The 19,849-nt window shown below is 62.6% G+C and carries 16 protein-coding genes; 12 read left to right on the plus strand and 4 right to left on the minus strand.

The genetic code is table 11. From position 1 onward, the window contains the following. Positions 1 to 31 precede the first annotated feature (31 nt). The 11 genes from tcyJ to M2394_RS13740 all read left to right on the plus strand — a co-directional run bounded on the left by tcyJ (position 32) and on the right by M2394_RS13740 (position 10,796). Positions 32 to 826, plus strand: coding sequence for a cystine ABC transporter substrate-binding protein (gene tcyJ, locus M2394_RS13690; RefSeq protein WP_176997368.1), 795 nt, complete (start codon positions 32 to 34; stop codon positions 824 to 826). Further along, the gene (gene tcyL / locus M2394_RS13695) at positions 826 to 1,491 is read left to right on the plus strand and encodes a cystine ABC transporter permease (protein ID WP_071482540.1); all 666 of its coding nucleotides are present in this window, start codon (positions 826 to 828) and stop codon (positions 1,489 to 1,491) included. The genes tcyJ and tcyL overlap by 1 nt, the downstream gene beginning before the upstream one ends. 3 nt (positions 1,492 to 1,494) lie before the next feature. Then, positions 1,495 to 2,241 carry an L-cystine ABC transporter ATP-binding protein TcyN gene (gene tcyN / locus M2394_RS13700; RefSeq protein ID WP_259172821.1) on the plus strand — a complete coding sequence of 249 codons (747 nt, stop codon included), beginning with the start codon at positions 1,495 to 1,497 and terminating at the stop codon, positions 2,239 to 2,241. Between the two features lie 381 nt (positions 2,242 to 2,622). After that, positions 2,623 to 3,408 carry a hypothetical protein gene (locus M2394_RS13705; RefSeq protein ID WP_259172823.1) on the plus strand — a complete coding sequence of 262 codons (786 nt, stop codon included), beginning with the start codon at positions 2,623 to 2,625 and terminating at the stop codon, positions 3,406 to 3,408. A gap of 187 nt (positions 3,409 to 3,595) precedes the next feature. Beyond that, positions 3,596 to 4,837, plus strand: a complete 1,242-nt coding sequence (locus M2394_RS13710; protein ID WP_259172824.1) for an SfnB family sulfur acquisition oxidoreductase — start codon at positions 3,596 to 3,598, stop codon at positions 4,835 to 4,837. A gap of 26 nt (positions 4,838 to 4,863) precedes the next feature. Continuing rightward, a complete protein-coding gene (locus tag M2394_RS13715) occupies positions 4,864 to 6,057 on the plus strand; it encodes an SfnB family sulfur acquisition oxidoreductase (protein ID WP_259172825.1) in 1,194 nt (397 codons plus the stop codon). Beyond that, positions 6,057 to 7,409 carry an LLM class flavin-dependent oxidoreductase gene (locus tag M2394_RS13720; protein WP_259172826.1) on the plus strand — a complete coding sequence of 451 codons (1,353 nt, stop codon included), beginning with the start codon at positions 6,057 to 6,059 and terminating at the stop codon, positions 7,407 to 7,409. Before M2394_RS13715 ends, M2394_RS13720 begins: the two co-directional genes overlap by 1 nt. Positions 7,410 to 7,568: 159 nt before the next feature. Further along, positions 7,569 to 8,384: a MetQ/NlpA family ABC transporter substrate-binding protein gene (locus tag M2394_RS13725; RefSeq protein ID WP_259172827.1), complete on the plus strand. Its 816-nt coding sequence runs from the start codon at positions 7,569 to 7,571 to the stop codon at positions 8,382 to 8,384. Next, on the plus strand, positions 8,381 to 9,496 hold the full coding sequence (locus M2394_RS13730; protein WP_259172828.1) for a methionine ABC transporter ATP-binding protein: 1,116 nt from the start codon (positions 8,381 to 8,383) through the stop codon (positions 9,494 to 9,496). Before M2394_RS13725 ends, M2394_RS13730 begins: the two co-directional genes overlap by 4 nt. Then, positions 9,486 to 10,130, plus strand: coding sequence for a methionine ABC transporter permease (locus M2394_RS13735; protein ID WP_027607841.1), 645 nt, complete (start codon positions 9,486 to 9,488; stop codon positions 10,128 to 10,130). The genes M2394_RS13730 and M2394_RS13735 overlap by 11 nt, the downstream gene beginning before the upstream one ends. A gap of 39 nt (positions 10,131 to 10,169) precedes the next feature. Next, positions 10,170 to 10,796, plus strand: coding sequence for a bifunctional 2-polyprenyl-6-hydroxyphenol methylase/3-demethylubiquinol 3-O-methyltransferase UbiG (locus M2394_RS13740; protein ID WP_259172829.1), 627 nt, complete (start codon positions 10,170 to 10,172; stop codon positions 10,794 to 10,796). 91 nt (positions 10,797 to 10,887) lie between these two features. Here M2394_RS13740 and M2394_RS13745 read toward each other — a convergent pair whose 3' ends face one another. The 4 genes from M2394_RS13745 to M2394_RS13760 all read right to left on the minus strand — a co-directional run bounded on the left by M2394_RS13745 (position 10,888) and on the right by M2394_RS13760 (position 18,452). Further along, positions 10,888 to 13,044, minus strand: coding sequence for a glycoside hydrolase (locus tag M2394_RS13745; RefSeq protein ID WP_259172830.1), 2,157 nt, complete (start codon positions 13,042 to 13,044; stop codon positions 10,888 to 10,890). Between the two features lie 196 nt (positions 13,045 to 13,240). Next, on the minus strand, positions 13,241 to 16,306 hold the full coding sequence (locus M2394_RS13750; RefSeq protein WP_178924372.1) for an efflux RND transporter permease subunit: 3,066 nt from the start codon (positions 16,304 to 16,306) through the stop codon (positions 13,241 to 13,243). Beyond that, complete coding sequence (locus M2394_RS13755; RefSeq protein WP_259172831.1) at positions 16,303 to 17,373, minus strand: efflux RND transporter periplasmic adaptor subunit; 1,071 nt, start codon at positions 17,371 to 17,373, stop codon at positions 16,303 to 16,305. Before M2394_RS13755 ends, M2394_RS13750 begins: the two co-directional genes overlap by 4 nt. Continuing rightward, positions 17,370 to 18,452: an efflux RND transporter periplasmic adaptor subunit gene (locus tag M2394_RS13760; protein ID WP_259172833.1), complete on the minus strand. Its 1,083-nt coding sequence runs from the start codon at positions 18,450 to 18,452 to the stop codon at positions 17,370 to 17,372. The genes M2394_RS13755 and M2394_RS13760 overlap by 4 nt, the downstream gene beginning before the upstream one ends. Positions 18,453 to 18,622: 170 nt before the next feature. Here M2394_RS13760 and M2394_RS13765 point away from each other — a divergent pair, with 170 nt between their 5' ends. Then, positions 18,623 to 19,783 carry an AAA family ATPase gene (locus tag M2394_RS13765; RefSeq protein ID WP_259172834.1) on the plus strand — a complete coding sequence of 387 codons (1,161 nt, stop codon included), beginning with the start codon at positions 18,623 to 18,625 and terminating at the stop codon, positions 19,781 to 19,783. Positions 19,784 to 19,849 lie beyond the last annotated feature (66 nt).

The raw sequence follows: 19,849 nt of genomic DNA on the forward strand, positions 1-19,849 counted from the left end.
CGCTCAACATAAAAAAACACAGGGGCTCTTCATGACTATTTCTGCATTGCGTCGTACGTTGCTGGTTGGCACTTTGGGCCTGGCCCTCGGGGCTGGGTGGATGGGCCAGGCGGTTGCTGGCGAGCAGTTGAACACCATCAAGAAAGCAGGCGAGATCAAGATCGGCCTGGAAGGCACCTACCCACCGTTCAGCTTTGTCGACGAAAGCGGCAAGCTCAGCGGCTTTGAAGTGGAACTGTCCGAAGCGCTGGCCAAAGAGCTGGGCGTGAAGGTCAAGCTGCAGGCCACCCCTTGGGATGGCATCCTCGCCGCCCTGGAATCCAAGCGCCTGGACGCCGTGGTCAACCAGGTCACCATTTCTGAAGAGCGCAAGAAGAAGTACGACTTCTCCAAGCCTTACACCGTGTCCGGTATCCAGGCACTGGTCCTGAAAAAGAACGTCGACAGCATCAAGACCGCCGACGACCTGGCCGGCAAGAAAGTCGGTGTAGGCCTGGGCACCAACTACGAACAATGGCTCAAGGACAACCAGCCTAAAGCCATCATCAAGACCTATAACGATGACCCGACCAAGTTCCAGGACCTGCGTATCGGCCGTATCGACGCCATCCTGATCGACCGTCTGGCCGCCCTGGAATACGCCAAGAAAGCCCCGGACACCGCCACTGCCGGCGACGCCTTCTCCCGTCAGGAAGCCGGTATTGCCCTGCGCAAAGGCGAGCCTGAACTGCTCGACGCGGTGAACAAGGCCCTCGACAAACTGCGCGCCGACGGCACCTTGAAGAAGCTGTCCGAGAAATACTTCAACGCTGACGTCACTGAATAATGGAAGCAGGTTTCCAACTCGCGCTGGACTCCGCGCCCTTTCTGCTCAAGGGCGCGTACTACACGGTGATTCTTAGCCTCGGCGGAATGTTTTTCGGCTTGCTGCTGGGCTTCGGCCTGGCCTTGATGCGCCTGTCGCGCTTCAAGCTGGCAAGCTGGATCGCCCGGGTCTATGTGTCGTTCTTTCGCGGCACGCCCTTGCTGGTGCAGCTGTTCCTGATCTACTACGGCTTACCGCAAGTGGGCATCGAGCTGGATCCGATCCCGGCGGCCCTGATCGGCTTCTCGCTGAACATGGCCGCCTATGCCTGTGAAATCCTGCGGGCCGCCATTGCTTCCATCGAGCGTGGCCAGTGGGAAGCTGCGGCGAGTATCGGCATGACCCGCGCGCAGACCCTGCGCCGGGCCATCCTGCCGCAAGCCATGCGCACGGCGTTGCCGCCGTTGGGTAACAGCTTTATTTCGCTGGTCAAGGACACGGCGCTGGCCGCTACCATCCAGGTGCCCGAGCTGTTCCGCCAGGCCCAATTGGTGTCTGCGCGAACCTTCGAAATCTTCACCATGTACCTGTCCGCCGCCCTGATCTACTGGATTCTGGCGAGCATCCTGGCGCACTTCCAAAACCGCCTGGAAGACCGGGTCAACCGGCATGACCTGGAGTCTTGAAGCATGATCGTGGTTGAAAAACTGACCAAACAATTCAAGGGCCAGGTGGTGCTCAACGGCATCGACCTCGAGGTCAAGGAAGGCGAAGTCGTCGCCATCATCGGCCCCAGCGGTTCCGGCAAGACCACCTTGTTGCGCTGCCTGAATTTCCTCGAAGAACCCACCAGTGGTCGCATCAAGGTGGGAGACATCGAGGTCGACACAGGCAAGCCGCTCAACCAGCAACAAGGCCTGGTGCGACGCTTGCGCCAGCACGTGGGCTTTGTGTTCCAGAACTTCAACCTGTTCCCCCACCGCACCGCGCTGGAAAATGTCATCGAAGGCCCGATCGTGGTCAAGAAGATGCCCCGCGACGCAGCGGTCGCCCTCGGTCGCAAGCTGCTGGCCAGGGTTGGCCTGGCGGGCAAGGAAGCGTCATACCCACGGCGCCTTTCCGGCGGCCAGCAACAGCGCGTGGCGATTGCCCGTGCATTGGCCATGGAGCCGGAGGTGATCCTGTTCGACGAACCCACCTCGGCACTGGACCCGGAACTGGTGGGTGAAGTGCTGGCGACCATCCGCAGCCTCGCCGAAGAAAACCGCACCATGGTCATCGTCACCCACGAAATGAGTTTTGCCCGCGATGTCGCCAACCGGGTGATCTTCTTCGACAAGGGCGTGATCGTGGAGCAAGGCGAAGCCAAGGCGCTGTTCGCCAACCCCAAGGAAGAACGCACCAAGCAGTTTTTGAGCAAGTTCCTCGCCCACTGACTCCGCCCTGTAGTGAGCGGTCTCGCCCCGCGCCGGCTGCGCAGCTTTCCCAAAAATCTTGGGGCTGCTACGCAGCCCAGCGCGGGGCAAGCCCGCTCACTACAGGTCAGCTGGTCCCACAGGGAATGCTCCTTCCAGCCTGTAAAACACCCCGCCATCACCCTCCGAATATCCCCGCGCCAGTCAGACCTTTCTGAATCTCCCCCAACCTGCCGTTTAGCCCCGTGCCGCCATTGACGCTCCTCGATCAACCCTCTTATCTAGCGCCCAGAGGATTGGATCCTATCCCGGCTACTCACTGAATCGTTCCTTTCGGCCCCCTTGCGCACCCGCGCCAACGGTCCGGAACGGTTGCTGCTGGCTGCATCAAGGAGATTACTTATGACGCGCACCCCAACCCCGCCCCTGCTCACCGCCCCGACCCTGCCCCAGGCGCATCGGGAAGGCATCAACGCCCTGGCGGCCACCCAATTGCAAGTGGACATTGCGCCCTACCCCGGCATGGAGGAAGGCGACTTGATCGAACTGTTCTGGAACGACTGCTTTGCCGCCTCACGGCGGATCACGGCCTGCAAGGTCGGCATGTCGACCCACCTGCGCGTCCCGCAGAGTTTTGTGCAGGATGGCCGCGCTTGTGTGCACTATCAGGTGATGCAAGTGGGTTACGGCCCCGCGCGCTCGGCCCCGGCTCGGGTAAAGGTCAAGACCAATTACCCGGGCGGCGAACCTTCACCGCTGCTGGGTGACGAAAACCAGAACCTCGCCCCGGTGGACCTGCCCGAAACGATCCGCCGCCATGGGGTCAACGGCCGCCAGGTGCGACGTGGCATCCCCCTGGCCATCGAACCCTACCTGAACATGAGCTGCGGTGACGCCATCACCTTGCGCTGGGGAGACGTGCGCCTGGACCTGCCGAAAATAGCCGCCCGGGACGTCGGCCTGGCGGTACAGGTGTGGGTGCCCTCGGCGGTGATTGTCGAGGCGGGGGACGACTGTCGGCTGGACGTGACGTACTGCATCCTCGACCGGGTCGGCAATAATTCACGCTGGGCACCGGCCCGCATGCTGAGCATCGCCGCCTGTTCCCCACAGGTGCCAGCCCGGCCGGCCAGGGCCGCGTCGACCTACCAACCGCGTCACCCCGGCTCACCCTGCGAACCGGGGTGACAGCCCTTCTATGCATATTCCTAGAAGTTAGTTTATTTAAAGATTTAACACGCTTAGGGTATATGCACCGGACCACCGGACATCTCTGATTTTTCTGTTTTTATTTCATTGAATGCGAGGTCGGTATGGTCAGAATTACCCCGGTGCATAACGCCAGGGCATTACGTGCAGCCAAGGAGCGGCGCTGATGTCTAACTTAGCTCAAACACCCCCCCAGAGCGATCTGGATGTAGCCCCCCTGCTGTTGCCGGCCGCCGTGCTGCGCAACGACGCCGAGGCACTGGACGCTGCCCACGAGCTTGCCAAGGCTGCACGCCTGCAAGCCGCCAAGCGCGACAGCCAACGCAAGCTGCCGTGGGCACAGATCGAACAGTTCACCCGCAGCGGGTTGGGCAGTATTTCCATTCCCCGCGAATACGGCGGCCCGCAGGTGTCCTTCGTGACCCTGGCCGAGGTGTTCGCGATCATCAGTGCGGCCGACCCGGCCCTCGGGCAGATCCCGCAGAACCATTTCGGCATCCTGCACCTGCTGCAGGGCGCGGCCACCGAGCGCCAGAAAAAGCAGCTGTTCCAGAGCGTCCTCGACGGCTGGCGCATCGGCAATGGCGGTCCGGAACGCGGCACCAAGAACACCCTGGAACTCAAGGCACGTATCACCGCCAAGGGTGACGGGCATGTGATCAGCGGCCAGAAGTTCTACTCCACCGGCGCGCTGTTTGCCCATTGGGTCGCGGTCAAGGCGCTGAACGATGACGGCAAGCAGATCATGGCGTTCGTGCGCCGTGGCACCGAAGGGCTGCGCATCGTGGATGACTGGTCGGGCTTCGGCCAACGCACCACTGCCAGCGGCACGGTGCTGCTGGACCAGGTACCGGTGGACGCAGAGCTGGTGGTCGAAAACTGGCGCATCGGCGAATCCCCGAATATCCAGGGCGCTGTCTCGCAGTTGATCCAGGCTGCCATTGACGCGGGCATCGCACGCGGTGCGCTGGATGACACCATCGCCTTCGTGCGTGAACGTTCGCGCCCGTGGGTCGACGCCAACGTCGAACGCGCCAGCGATGACCTGTATGTGATCGCTGACATCGGCAAGCTCAAGATCGAGCTGCACGCCGCCGAAGCGCTGCTGCGCAAGGCCGGCCACGTGCTGGACCAGGTCAGCGCCGCGCCGATCACCGCACAGTCTGCCGCCCGCGCCTCGATTGCCGTGGCCGAGGCAAAGGTGCTGACCACCGAAGTGTCGCTGCTGGTCAGCGAAAAGCTCTTCGAACTGGCCGGCAGCCGCGCGACCCTCGCCGAGTTCAACCTAGACCGGCACTGGCGCAACGCCCGGGTGCACACCCTGCACGACCCGGTGCGCTGGAAGTATCACGCCATCGGCGCCTTTCGACTCAATGGCACCCTTCCGGCCCGCCATTCCTGGATTTGACCGACCAGACCTCTGGAGAAATACGCATGACCCTTTCTCATCACGTCGCGGTCATAACCAGCGACGAACAAGCCCTTATTGTCGCCAGCGACCTGGCCGAAGACTTCCGTCGCGACAGCGCCCAGCGTGACCGTGAGCGCCGCCTGCCACTGCCCGAACTGGACGTGTTCTCCCGCTCCGGCCTGTGGGGCATCAGCGTGCCCAAGGAATACGGCGGCGCCGGAGTGTCCAACGTCACCCTGGCCAAGGTCATTGCGCTGATCGCCCAGGCGGATGCCTCGCTGGGCCAGATCCCGCAGAACCATTTCTACGCCCTGGAAGTGCTGCGCGTGAACGGCGCCCCGGCACAGCAACAACGCCTGTATGCCGAAGTGCTCGCGGGCCAGCGCTTTGGTAACGCCCTGGCGGAACTGGGCACCAAGACGGCCCACGACCGCGTTACATCGATCACCCGCGACGGTGATGGCTTTCGCATCAGCGGCCGCAAGTTCTACGCCACCGGCGCGATCTACGCCCAGCGCATCCCCACCTCCGTGGTGGATGAGCACGGCGTGCAGCAACTGGCATTTGTCCCACGTGACAGCGAAGGGCTGACGGTAATCGACGACTGGAGCGGCTTTGGCCAGCGCACCACCGGCAGCGGTTCGGTGGTGTTCGACAACGTGTGGGTGGCGGCGCAGGACGTGATTGCATTCCAGAGCGCGTTCGAACGCCCGACCACCGTCGGCCCGCTGGCGCAGATTCTTCACGCGGCCATCGACACCGGCATCGCCCGTGCAGCCTTTGAAGACGCGTTGCATTTTGTGCGCACCAAGACCCGCCCGTGGATCGACTCAGGCAACGACAAAGCCACCGAAGACCCGCTGACACTAAAAAGTTTCGGCCATCTGAGCGTACGCCTGCATGCCGCAGAAGCATTGCTGGAACGCTCGGGCGAAATTCTTGACCGCGCCCAGGCCGACAGCAACGCCGAGACCGTCGCCGCCGCCTCGATTGCCGTCGCCGAAGTGCGCGCCCTGAGCACCGAGATTTCCCTGGCAGCCGGTAGCACGCTGTTCGAACTGGCCGGCAGCCAGGCGACCCTCGCCGAGCACGGTCTGGACCGTCACTGGCGCAACGCCCGCGTGCATACGCTGCACGACCCGGTGCGCTGGAAGTACCACGCGGTGGGCAATTACTACCTCAACGATGCAAACCCGCCACTGCGGGGGACCATTTGATGACCAAGAAAAAGATCCTGCTCAATGCCTTCAACATGAACTGCATCGGGCATATCAACCACGGCCTGTGGACGCACCCACGGGACACGTCCACCCAGTATAAAACCATCGAATACTGGACCGACCTGGCCAAGACCCTGGAGCGCGGACTGTTCGACGGGTTGTTCATCGCCGATATCGTCGGGGTGTATGACGTCTATCAGAACTCCATCGACGTGCCGCTCAAAGAGTCGATCCAGTTGCCGGTGAATGACCCGTTGCTGTTGGTCTCGGCCATGGCCGCCGTGACCCAGAACCTTGGCTTCGGCCTCACCGCCAACCTCACCTACGAACCGCCGTATCTGTTCGCCCGGCGCATGTCCACGCTCGACCACCTGAGCCGTGGCCGCGTGGGCTGGAATATCGTCACCGGCTACCTCGACAGCGCGGCCAAGGCCATGGGCCTGACCGAGCAGGTCGAGCACGACCGCCGTTATGACCAGGCCGATGAGTACCTGGAGGTGCTCTACAAACTCTGGGAAGGCAGCTGGGAAGACGACGCGGTGCTCAACGATCCGCAGGCGCGGGTGTATGCCCAGCCCGGCAAGGTGCACAAGGTCGAGCACCACGGCGAGTTCTACCAGGTGGAGGGTTATCACCTGTGCGAACCCTCGCCGCAGCGCACCCCGGTGCTGTTCCAGGCCGGCAGTTCGGATCGCGGTTTGCTGTTCGCCGGGCGTCATGCCGAGTGCGTGTTCATCAGCGGGCAGAACAAGGCCTCGACCAAAGTACAGGTGGACAAGGTACGCGCCAGCGCCGTCGAGGCGGGGCGTAACCCGGACGACATCAAGGTGTTCATGGGCCTCAATGTGATCGTGGGCGCCACCGAAGCGCTGGCCTGGGCCAAGCACGCCGAGTACCTGAGCTATGCCAGCGCGGAAGCCGGCGTGGCGCACTTCTCGGCCTCCACGGCCATCGACTTTTCTCAATACGAACTGGACGAACCGATCCAGTACGTGAAGAGCAACGCGATCCAGTCGGCCACCAAAAACCTGCAGAACAACGACTGGACCCGACGCAAGTTGCTCGAGCAGCACGCCCTGGGCGGCCGCTACATCACCCTGGTCGGCTCGCCCGAGCAGGTGGCGGATGAGCTGGAGTCGTGGATCGCCGAGACTGGGCTGGATGGTTTCAACCTGACGCGCATCGTCACGCCGGAAAGCTATGTGGACTTCATCGACCTGGTGGTGCCGGAGCTGCAGAAGCGCGGGTCGTACAAGACCGCCTACGAGGCCGGCACGCTGCGGGAAAAAGTCTTTCACAACGGCGCGCGCCTGCCCGAACAACACACCGGTTCTACCTACCGCCACTGAACCAAAACTGTGAACCACAAAAAATGTGGGAGCTGGCTTGCCTGCGATAGCGGTGTGTCAGCAAAAGCACCTGCAACTGATAGACCGCTATCGCAGGCAAGCCAGCTCCCACAGTGGACCGCATTGTTAATACCGACACCTTATGACTGGAAAATGATGATGAAAAAAACACTGCTCACCCACCCAGTCAAAGCACTGGCCCTGGCGTTTGGTTTGTTCAGCTCGGCCGTCTTCGCCGCCGATGCACCCCTGAAAATCGGCACCACCGCCGCCTTCGCAATCCCCCTGGAAGCCGCTGTGGCCGAGGCCGGCAAGCAGGGTTTGAAAGTCGAGCTGGTGGAGTTCACCGACTGGATCGCCCCCAACGTCAGCCTGGCGGCCGGCGATATCGATGTGAACTACTTCCAGCACATCCCATTCCTGGAAAACGCCAAGGCTGCCGCAGGCTTTGACCTGGTGCCCTACGCCCCGGGCATCATCAACAACGTCGGCCTGTATTCGAAGCAGTACAAAAGCATCAACGACCTGCCCCAGGGCGCCAGCGTGGCCATCGCCAACGACCCGATCAACAGCGGGCGTGGCTTGCAACTGCTGGCCAAGGCCGGGCTGATCACCCTCAAGCCGGGCGTGGGCTACAAGGCCACCGAAGAAGACATCGTTTCCAACCCGAAAAAGATCAAGATCCTGCAAGTCGAGGCCGTGCAACTGGTGCGTGCCTATGACGACGCCGACCTGGTGCAGGGCTACCCGGCGTACATCCGCCTGTCCAAGACCTTCGACGCGGAGTCGGCGCTGCTGTTCGACGGCCTCGACCACCCGGAATACGTGATCCAGTTCGTGATCCAGCCGAAAAGCAAAACCGACCCGCGCGTGATCAAGTTCGTCGACATCTACCAGCACTCGCCGGTGGTGCGTGCTGCGCTGGATAAATCCCTGGGCAAGCTCTACCAGGTCGGCTGGGAAGATAAAAAATGACCGCCGCCCATGCCCAACTGCGCGACCTGGGCTTGCCGCCCAGGGACGCCGAGCAGACTGAACTGCACCCCGACCTGAACCGTGCCCATGTACGCTTTATCAACCTGGGCAAGACCTACGACGGCGCCGTGCATGCCTTGCAAGGCATCGACCTGGCGATCCAGCGTGGTGAAGTGTTCGGCATCATCGGCCGCAGCGGCGCCGGTAAGTCGTCGCTGATCCGTACCATCAACCGCCTGGAGCAGCCCAGCAGCGGACGCGTGCTGATCGACCAAGTGGACATCGGCGACTTCGACGAAGACCGCTTGGTGGCGCTGCGCCGGCGCATCGGCATGATCTTCCAGCACTTCAACCTGATGTCGGCCAAGACGGTGTGGCAGAACGTCGAGCTACCGCTGAAAGTGGCCGGCATGCCGAAACTGCAACGCGAGCAGAAGGTACGCGAGCTGCTGGAACTGGTGGGCTTGCAGGATAAGCACACGTCTTACCCTGCGCAGCTGTCCGGTGGGCAGAAACAACGGGTGGGCATCGCCCGCTCGCTGGTACACGACCCTGAAATTTTGCTGTGCGACGAGGCCACCTCGGCCCTCGACCCGGAGACTACCCAGTCGATCCTCGGCCTGCTGCGTGAGATCAACAAACGCCTGGGTTTGACCATCGTGCTGATCACCCACGAAATGGCAGTGATCCGCGAGATTTGCGACCGCGTGGTGGTGCTCGAACACGGGCGTATCGTCGAGCAAGGCCCGGTGTGGCAAGTATTTGGCAACCCGCAGCACGAGGTCAGCAAGACCCTGCTGGCGCCGCTGCAACATGGGCTGCCGGAAGAACTGCAAAACCGTTTGCAAGCCAGCCCGACGTCGGCGGAGGCCGCGGTGGTACTGCGCTTGCAGTTCACCGGCAGCGACACCGATGAGCCGGACCTGGCTGCGCTGTTCAGCGCCCTCGGCGGGCGGGTGCGCTTGCTGCAAGGCGGCGTGGAACGCATCCAGGGCCACGCCCTCGGGCAACTGCTGCTGGCGGTGAGCGGCTCGCCCCACACGCCCGAAGAACTGTGCACCCGCGCCGGCAATTGGGCACAACACGCAGAGGTGCTGGGCTATGTGGTTTGATCGTTTAGTGCAGGGCGCCATCGACACCTTGCTGATGGTGGGCGTGTCGTCGCTGATAGCGTTGCTGGTGGGGATTCCGCTGGCGGTGTTCCTGGTGACCAGCGACAAGGGCGGTATTTACCAGGCCCCGACGCTTAACCGCGTGCTGGGGGCGTTCGTCAATCTGTTCCGCTCTATTCCGTTTTTGATCCTGATGGTGGCCTTGATCCCCTTCACGCGGCTGATCGTCGGCACCACCTATGGCGTATGGGCCGCCGTCGTGCCGCTGACCATCGCCGCCACACCGTTCTTTGCGCGGATCGCCGAGGTGAGCTTGCGCGAGGTCGACCATGGCCTGATCGAAGCCGCACAAGCCATGGGCTGCCGACGCTGGCACATCATCTGGCATGTGCTGTTGCCAGAAGCGCTGCCGGGGATTGTCGGCGGGTTCACCATCACGTTGGTGACCATGATCAACTCGTCGGCGATGGCGGGGGCGATTGGCGCAGGTGGGCTGGGTGATATCGCCTACCGCTATGGTTATCAGCGCTTTGATACGCAGATCATGCTCACGGTGATCGTGTTGTTGGTGATTCTGGTGGCGGTGATTCAGTTGGGGGGTGATCGGTTGGCGCGGGTGTTGAACAAGCGGTGAGGTATAGTCGGGACATCTCAGCGCCCGGTATCACTTGCCATGTCCCTCAAACCCGACGACCTCGACCAGATTACCTCCACCACCCTCGGCCACTACAACAAGGTGGCCGAGGACTTCCGTGAAGGCACCCGCGATCATGATGTGAGCCAGAACATCGACGCGCTGCTGCGGCATATCCAAGGCACGGCGCCCTTTACTGTGCTGGATTTCGGCTGCGGGCCGGGGCGGGATTTGCAGACGTTCACGCGCATGGGGCACATTGCCGTAGGGCTGGACGGCTCAGAGCGCTTTGCGCAGATGGCGCGTGAAGACAGTGGCTGTGAAGTGCTGCAACAGGACTTCCTCAAGCTGGACCTGCCGGCCGAACGCTTCGACGGGATCTTTGCCAACGCCGTGCTGTTTCATGTTCCCAAGCAGGAGTTGCCGCGCGTGCTCAAGCAGCTGCATGGGGCGTTGAAGCCTGGCGGCGTATTGTTCAGCTCCAATCCTCGGGGTGAGAACCAGGAAGGCTGGAATGGGCCACGGTATGGGTCTTATCACGACCTTGAAGCGTGGCGGGTGGTGTTGACCGAGGCCGGGTTTGAAGAGCTGGAGCATTACTACCGGCCGGCGGGGTTGCCTCGGGAGCAGCAGCCGTGGTTGGCGAGTGTGTGGCGAAAAATTTAGATTTTTTGCGTCTGGGCCGGCCTCATCGCAGGCACGCCAGCTCCCACAGTTGGAATGCGTTCCCCTGTAGGCGCTGGCTTGCCTGCGATAGCTATTTCACCTGGTACACCACTGGATCTTCGCCCACCACCAACGCCGTCACACTGCGCTCGGCAAAATTGGCGATCAACCGCGTGCCATCTGCAAAGGTGGTTTCCTGCACACGCCGATCGGCTGTCAGCCACCGAAAGCCCGTCATTTCCTGCGTGGCCAAGCGTTGATGCAACGGGCGGAAAAACGCGTCCTGGCGTTGAATGATGGGCAATCGCTGCTTAACCGTCCCGGCACTCAGGTGATACAGCGGCGGCACGTTGTAGAGCAGCTGGGTCAACTCGTTCTCTGCCCGCACATTGCTCAGCTTCAGGCTGTCGAACAGCCAGTGATGCGTGGTGATGACCGACCCGTGGAACACCGCCTGGTACAACGGCAGGCGCATACTCGGCTCGAAATACACCGTGCGAAACGGCTCCTTCAACGGCACTTGCTTGAAGAACACCGCAGGTTGCTCCGGCGGGTACCAGTTACCCACGTAATAGGGTGATTGCTTATCTTTGGTCATGTCCTGGTCACCCCAGCCCATCACCGGCGTCTGCATGCCATGGGCAAACAGGATGCCCTGGGCGGTGATGGCGTTGCCGTCTTCGGAACCGGCCGGCAGCTTGAGCACCGTATTGATCCACCGGGAGGCGTCGATATTGCCTTGGGCATTCTGTGCCTGGGACATCGGCGCGCTGTCGCGATAGCTGTCGAACACCATGCTTGTCGCGTACGCATCGAGGAACCAGGCGTTGAAACCGGACTTGGCCTGCACGGCCTTCACCCGGTCTTCCAGCAAGGGCCTTACGCAACGGGGGTCGGTGTAGTGGCCCGATTGCTGGAAGCCGGTTTTCAACGTGCCGCTCTTCAACACGATCGCGCAGTCGCGGTAGGCCTTACTGCCCAGGTGCGCGGTGGTCCAGTCCGGGTTTTCGGTGGCGGACAAGGCGGTTTCATAGGAGTCGTAGGGCGCCATGAGGTAACCGGCAGCGACACCTGAGCGAATCGCTTCGGGGTGCCAGAGGCCACCTTCCCAGCCTTCGCCAAGGGTCAGCAACAGGCGTTGCAGGCCGGATTGACGCAGCGCCTCAATCGTCTGGCCGCCCCAGGTTCCCGGCGTATCACTCAATGCTCCGGCAAACGCCACGGCCAATTCGGCGCGCAGCTCGCCGTAGCGGGCAGCGAGCTGCGTCATATCGGGTTCCTCGACCTGCCAGCGCTGCCGGGCTTTCTTGTTGATCGCGGCGTTAAGGCCCCGGAGCAACACGCCCTGCTCGTAGCGATTGAGCGCCGACGTCTGCGCCAGAACCTTTGCCGCCTCCTTGTCCAGCAAGCCTTTGAGTTCATGGCCACGCAAGCGCTTGAGCAACAGCGGCCAGTCACGCACGTCGCTCGATTCCAGCAGATCATTGCCCCACAGGTACACATGGCTGGCGCCCAGCAGTTTTTGCGCTTCGGGCGTTTGCCGAAACTTGTCTGCCAACAATTCATAGCGGCCCTGCTCCACCAACCATTGGCGATAGCGCTTGGCACCGGCCAACGGGTCGGCGTCGCCCAGGTGCAACAGCAGGGTCATCGGTGCAGAGGGATCGAGCGAGGTGAACTCATGGGCCAATGACAGGACCATGCCTTCCTGCCAGTGCAGGCGGTTGTTGTAGGGGTTGGTCAGCAGCCAATTCAGGGTGAAACCGCCATGGTCCAGGCCCCAGAGGGGCAGGCTGAGGTCCTGGGTGGTGTTGAGCTCGCCCTGGTCCAGCAGGAAGGCCTTCCACACCGGGTTATCGGCCGGCACGTAATGCCCTTCGGCCAATGGCCACATCACACCGCGTCCAATGGCACTGGCCGGTTGCTGGAGGATCGCCAGTGCGCCGGGCTCCCGTGCGTGGAGGGACAGCAGCAAGTCACGTTGCTCAAGGGTGGCAGTGATACGAAAGGCGCCCTCATCCCACTGCCAGCTGGCCTGCTGCTGATTATGTGAAAGTTGACTGACGACGTGCGCCTGCACGCCGCTTGAAGCCTGCACCGACGACTGGCCGCTGGGTGTGACGCGGATGCCCAGGGTGGCGGGGTCGAGCTCGACGCGCCACTGAGGGTTTTCCAGGACCGTGGCAGCAGAGACCAGTGGAGAGAGAAGGAGCGTGCAGGCCAGTAGGAAATGATGTTGCCAGTTCATGGTGCTCATCCTGTGCCGAAGGGGGGTCGAGGGTAAAACACCCGGGGGCTAGCAGGAGGAACGAAAGGTATTTCGAGATACTTCCTACAGCATAAATATCCAACTGTGGGAGCGGGCTTGCCTGCGATAGCGGTGCGTCAGCCACTCATTCGCTGACGGGTAGACCGCTATCGCAGGCAAGCCAGCTCCCACAGGTTTAACCACGTTTTTCCTGATGTTCCTGCTTCGGTTCGCGGATCTTGTACCAGGCCACATACAGCGCCGGCAGGAACAACAGGGTCAGCAACGTGGCAATGATGATGCCGCCAATCATCGCGTAGGCCATCGGCCCCCAGAACACTTCACGGGCGATGGGGATCATGCCCAGGCTCGCCGCCGCCGCGGTGAGCAAGATCGGTCGGCGCCGGTGCTCGGTGGCTTCCACCACCGCGTCCCACGGCGTGTAGCCAGCCAGTTCGTACTCGTGGATCTGCGTCACCAGAATCACCGAGTTGCGGATGATGATGCCGATCAGCGCCAGGATGCCCAGGATCGCCACAAAGCCCATGGGCGTGCCCGTGGGAATCAGCGCCAGCACCACGCCGATCAAGCCCAGCGGCGCGACGCTGGCCACCAGGAACATCTTCTGCACGCTGTGCAGCTGGATCATCAGGAAGGTCGCCATCAGGAACAGCATCAGCGGCACCACCTTGGCAATCGGCCCCTGGGCCTTGCCGCTTTCTTCCACGGTGCCACCGGTGGCGACCTTGTAGCCCACCGGCAAGCCGGCGCTGAATTGCTCGATGGTCGGCGCCAGCTGCTTCACCAGGTCGGTAGGCTGCATCTCGTCGCGCACCGAGGCCTTGATGGTGATGGTCGGCTTGCGGTCGCGACGCCACACCAGCGGTTGCTCCAGCTCGTAACGCACGGTGGCAAACGCCAGCAGCGGGATCGACGTGCCGTTGGGCGTGACAATCTGCAGGTTCTGCAAGGTTTCCGGGGTGCCGCGCTCGGCATCTTCGGCGCGGCCGACCACGTTGATCAGGTAGATGTCATCGTGCACCTGGGTCACCGAGGCGCCGCTGACCACGCTGTTCATCAACTGCGCCACGTCTTCCGACGACAGCCCCAATTGGCGCGCCTTGTCTTGCGCAATGTCCACGCGCAGCACTTTGCCCGGCTCGTTCCAGTCGTAGATGATCTCGCCCAGGTGGGTGTTTTTATCCAGCAAGGTCGCCAGCTCGATGGCGTGCTTGCGCACTTGGTCGATGTCTTTGCCCGACACGCGATACTGGATCGGCCGCCCCACAGGCGGGCCCATTTCCAGTGGCTGCACATAGCTGCCGATGCCGACGAAGTCATCACGCAGGCGTTTTTGCAGGCGCGCAATCAAGGCGCCGCGTTCTTCCAGGCCCTTGCTCACGATCACCAGCTGCGCGTAGTAAGGGTTTTCCAGTTGCTGGTCGAGGGGCAGGTAGAAACGAATCGCACCCTGGCCGATGTAGGTGCTCCAACGGGCGATGTCCGGGTCGTCCTTGATGATCGCTTCCAGGCGGTCGACGGCCTTGCGCGTCTCGTTGATCGAGGCGTTTTGCGGCAGGTTCAGGTCGACAAGGATTTCCGGGCGGTCGGATGACGGAAAGAACTGGTTCTGCACGAACTGCATCGAGAATACAGACGCCACGAACAGCGCCACGGTGATACCAATGGCCCACCAGCGGTTGCGCATCGCCCAGAGCATGCCGCCGTTGAACGCGCGGCCAATCCGCCCCGGTTCGGCATCGTGGGGTTTCACGTTGGCACTGAGAATGTGCACGCCGATCACCGGCGCGAACAACACCGCCACCACCCACGACACCAGCATCGCCACGGCAATCACCGCGAACAGGGTGAAGGTGTACTCGCCCGCCGAACTGGCGTTGAGGCCTATCGGCACAAAGCCGGCCACGGTCACCAGCGTACCGGTGAGCATCGGGAACGCCGTGGAGGTGTAGGCGTAGGTCGCCGCCTGTTCCTTGGTTTCGCCTTTTTCCAGCCGTGTGATCATCATCTCCACGGTGATCATCGCGTCGTCCACTAACAGGCCCAGGGCGATGATCAGCGCGCCGAGCGACACCCGCTGCATGGTGATGCCGCTGTACTCCATGAACACGAACACCAGCGCCAACACCAGTGGAATCGAGCAGGCCACCACCAACCCTGCGCGCATGCCCAGGCTGATGAAGCTCACCACCAGCACGATAATCACGGCTTCGAACAGCGCGCTGGTAAAGCCGCCGACGGCCTCTTCCACCACTTCGGCCTGGTCGGACACCTTGTGCACGCCCACGCCCACCGGCAGGTCGGCGGTCAGCTCGTCCATGCGCTCATGCAGGGCCTTGCCGAACGACTGGATATTGCCGCCCTTCTGCATGGCAATCGCCAAACCGATGGCTGGCTTGCCATTGAAACGGAACATCGGCCGCGCCGGGTCGACGTAGCCACGGCTGATCTCGGCAACATCCGCCAAGCGATAAAAGCGGTCGTTGAGCCGCAGGTTGACGTTGGCCAGGTCTTTCTCCGAGGCAAACTGCCCCGAGGTACGCACCGAAATCCGCTCCGGCCCGGCCTCGATCACCCCGGCTGGCGTGACCGCGTTCTGCGATTGCAGGCTCTGCACGACTTGGCGCTGGTCGATCCCCAAGGCGGCAAGTTTGCGTGTGGAGAAGTTCAGGTAAATCACTTCATCTTGCTGGCCGATCATCTCGACCTTGCCCAGCCCCGGCACCGAACGGATCTCGGCGCGCACCTGCTCCACGTAGTCGCGCAACTGGCGCATCGTCAGGCCGTCGCCAGTGAACGCGTACACCGAGCCGAATACGTCACCGAACTCATCGTTGAATGACGGCCCCTGCAAACCCTGGGGGAAGGTGCCGCGAATGTCGTCGATTTTCTTGTGCACCAGGTACCAGATATGGGGGATGTCCTTGGCGCTGGTGGTGTCCTTCAAGAACACGAACACCGTGGACTCACCCGGCCGGGTGTAGCTCTTCACGTAGTCGAGGGCGTCGAGCTCCTCGAGTTTTTTCTCGATGCGGTCAGTGACCTGCTTGAGGGTTTCTTCCTGGGTCGCGCCCGGCCAGCGGGTCTGGATCACCATGGTCTTGATGGTGAACGAGGGGTCTTCCTCGCGGCCCAGGTTCATGTACGAGAACACGCCCATCAGCAGCGCGACGAACATCAGGTACCAGACGAAGGACTGATGCTTGAGGGCCCAGTCGGATAAATTGAAGCTCCCTTTCATCGCGGGCTGTCCTCGTCGATTTTGACTTTTTGCCCAGGCTTCAGGCTGTTCACGCCAGCGGTGACAATGCGCTCACCGGGTTTGACGCCGCCGTTGAGCACGGCACTGGCGCCATCGCGGCTGACGACGGTGACGTCACGCGGTTGCACCGTTTGGCTTGCGGTGTCGAGCAGCCAGATACGCGTTTTGCCGTCGACCTCCTGCAAGGCGCTCAAGGGCAACTCGATACGCGGCGCGATGGCGGTGCTCAAGGTCACGCTGATCGCCGTGCCCAGGCGGAATGCGGGTGGTGTCTCGGCCAGGGTCAAGCGCGCGCGACGGGTGCGCGTGGCGCTTTGGGCCTGAGGCTCGATCTCGCGCACGATGGCGGTGGTGTGCACGTTGGGATCGAGCTGCTCGGCGACCAGGAACACCACGTCGGGCGGCAGGCGCTCAGCCAGCCCGGCCGGCAGATCAATCACCGCTTCCTTGATGTCCGGGCGGGCCAGGGTCACCACTTGCTGGCCGGCGCTGACCACCTGGCCAGCCTCGGCATTCCAGGTGGTGACGATGCCGGCGTGGTCGGTGCGCAGTTCGGCGTAGTTGAGCTGGTCCTTGGCCTGGTTGACCGAAGCCTGGGCCTGGTCAAGGGACGCCTGGGTGGTTTTCAGGTCGGTCTGGGCCACGTCCAACTGGGCCTGGGCACCGACGCCACGGTTAAACAGCTCTTGCTGACGACGGGCATTGGCCTGGGCATTGATGTACTGCGCCTGCACCCGGGCCAGGTCGCCCTGGGCGGCGCGCAACTGGTTCTGCTGGTCGGTAGGGTCGAGCACTGCGAGCAAGGCGCCCTTCTCCACTTCGGCGCCCACATCCACGGCGCGGCGGGCGATGCGGCCTGGCACACGGAAACCCAGGTTGCTCTCATAGCGCGCCTGGATGGTGCCCGCGAAGCGACCGAGGTTTTCCTGGTCTTCGGCTTTCACCTCCATGGACAGCACCGGGCGCACGGGCTCCGGTGGCGCCTCTTCCTTGGAGCACGCGACCAGCAACAGGCTGGCGGCGAGTACCGCCGTCAGGCGCTTCATGGCTGGACTCCTTGCTGCGCGATCTCGACCACCATGCCGGGGTGCAGCAACTGCCCGCCCGCCACCACGACCTTTTCGCCGCCTTTGAGTCCATCGCCAATGATCACTTTGCCCGTGAGGTACCGCGCCACCGTGACCTTGTGCAATTGCGCCTTGCCGTCACCGTCGATCAACCACACGGCCGGTTCGTTGAGGTCTTTGGTGAGCGCTGCCCAGGGCAGTTCGATGCTGGGTTTGGCCGGGCCATTGGCGGTGGCGCTGACCACCGAGCCCAGCTCCATGCCTTTAGGCAGCGCCTGCAGGGCAATCTTCACTTGCACGGTGCCGGTGTTGGCGGCCACGGCTGGCGTGACTTCGCGCACTTTGCCCACGGCCTTGATGCTGGGGTTCTCCAGCAGGCTGACGGTGATCGGCGCGTCGGGTGGTGGCTCCACCAGCAGCGACTCATACACGTTGAACACCGCATCGCGCTCGCCGTCTTGGGCCAGACTGAAAATCGGCACGGTGGCCTGCACCACCTGGCCCACTTCGGCCTGGCGCGCAGTGATCACACCCGGCGCGTCAGCAATCAACGCGGTGTAGCCCAGCTGTTCGCGGGCATTGGCCAATTGGGCCTGGGCGGCAGCCAGCGCGCTTTGGCTGCTGCGCAATGCAGCCTGGGCGGCGTCGTACTCGCTGCGGCTGGTGTAGCCCTTGGGCAGCAGCTTTTCCTGGCGCACAAAGGCGGCGGCAGTCTGTTTGACTCGCGCCTGCTCGGCCACGACCTGGGCCTGGGCGGAATCGACGTTGGTCTGCAGATCCTTGGGATCGAGCTTGGCCAGCACTTGCTTGGCGGTCACGCGGTCGCCGACGTCCACCATGCGCTGGATGATCTTGCCGCCGACGCGGAAGGACAGGTCGGTTTGCACCCGGGCCTGGACATCGCCCGTGAGGGTGACCGCCGCGGCAAAATCCGCCGACTGCACGGTTTGCACAAACACCCGGGAATGGGCCTTGGGTTCGGCCTTTTCCTGGCCGCAGCCGCTCAACAGCGTCAGTAGGCCAAGTCCGAAGATCAATGTGGAAGTACGACCGCCCATGCAGGCTCCTTATGCGTGATGCCGACGTGCCAGTGTGTATGCGACTGTGAGCTTAGATCAGGGTTCCACGTTGCAGGTGTACAACTGGCGAAGACTCAAGATATTTCCGACACTCATCCTCCGTGCTCTCACAGGTAACATGCAGTCTTCCTTCAATCGCGGCACCTCTCATGCTGAAAACCCTCGCGGTGGCCAATTACCGCTCGATCAATAAATTGGTGGTGCCCCTGGACCGGCTCAACCTGGTCACCGGCCCCAATGGCAGCGGCAAGTCCAACTTGTACCGCGCCCTGCGCCTGCTGGCCGAAACCGCCCAGGGCGGGGTGATCAATGCATTGGCCCGAGAGGGTGGGCTGGACTCCACCTTCTGGGCCGGGCCGGAAAACATCACCCGACGCATGCGCAACGGCGAGGTGCCCATCGAGTCCACCGTGCGCCAAGGCGTCAAGCGCCTGCGCCTGGGGTTTGCCGGGGACGATTTCAGCTACGCCATTTCACTGGGCTTGCCCGAGCCAAGCTTGTCCTTTTTCTCCCTCGACCCGGAAGTGAAGAAGGAATGCATCTGGGCCGGCCCTATCTACCGCCCAGCCAGTCTGCTGGTGCAGCGTTCGGGACCGATGGTGCGCGCGCGCGACGGTCGAAGCTGGGATGTGCTGGCCCAGCACACCCCCAACTATCACAGCCTGTTTGATCAGGTCGGTAGCCTGCGCGGCTCGCCGGAAGTGTTGCTGCTGCGCGAAAGCATCCGTGGCTGGCGTTTTTATGATCACTTTCGCAGCGATGTGGATGCTCCGGTGCGTCAGCCTCAGTTGGGCACACGCACGCCCGTGCTGCATCACGACGGGCGCGACCTGGCGGCCGCCTTGCAGACGATCCGGGAGATTGGCGACCCCGAGGCGTTGCAGCGGGCCGTCAGCGATGCATTCCCCGGCGCACGCTTGAATATCCAGCCGTTGCAGGGCGGGCGTTTTGCGATTGAGTTCTATCAGGAAGGCTTGCTGCGGCCGTTGTCGGCGGCGGAGTTGTCGGACGGGACCTTGCGCTACTTGCTGCTGATCGCGGCGCTGCTGACGCCACGGCCGCCGACCATGATGGTGCTGAACGAGCCGGAAACCAGCCTGCATCCGGACCTGCTGCCGGCGCTGGCGCGCTTGATCATGCAGGCGTCCCATCACTGCCAGGTGTGGGTGGTGTCCCATGCCAGCCGCCTGATTGCGGCGTTGCAGCAGGATGAGGGGTGCAATTCGATTGTGCTGGAGAAGGTGCTGGGAGAGACCCAGATCGTTGGGCAGGGGATTCTGGATGCGCCGGCGTGGCATTGGCCGGAATAGTCATCGCCTGCAAGGGCCTCTTCGCGGGCAAGTCGAATCGTCGCACCGCAGCTCCCACATTTGACC

The sequence above is a fragment of the Pseudomonas sp. BIGb0164 genome (genome assembly GCF_024810135.1).
Classification (GTDB): domain Bacteria; phylum Pseudomonadota; class Gammaproteobacteria; order Pseudomonadales; family Pseudomonadaceae; genus Aquipseudomonas.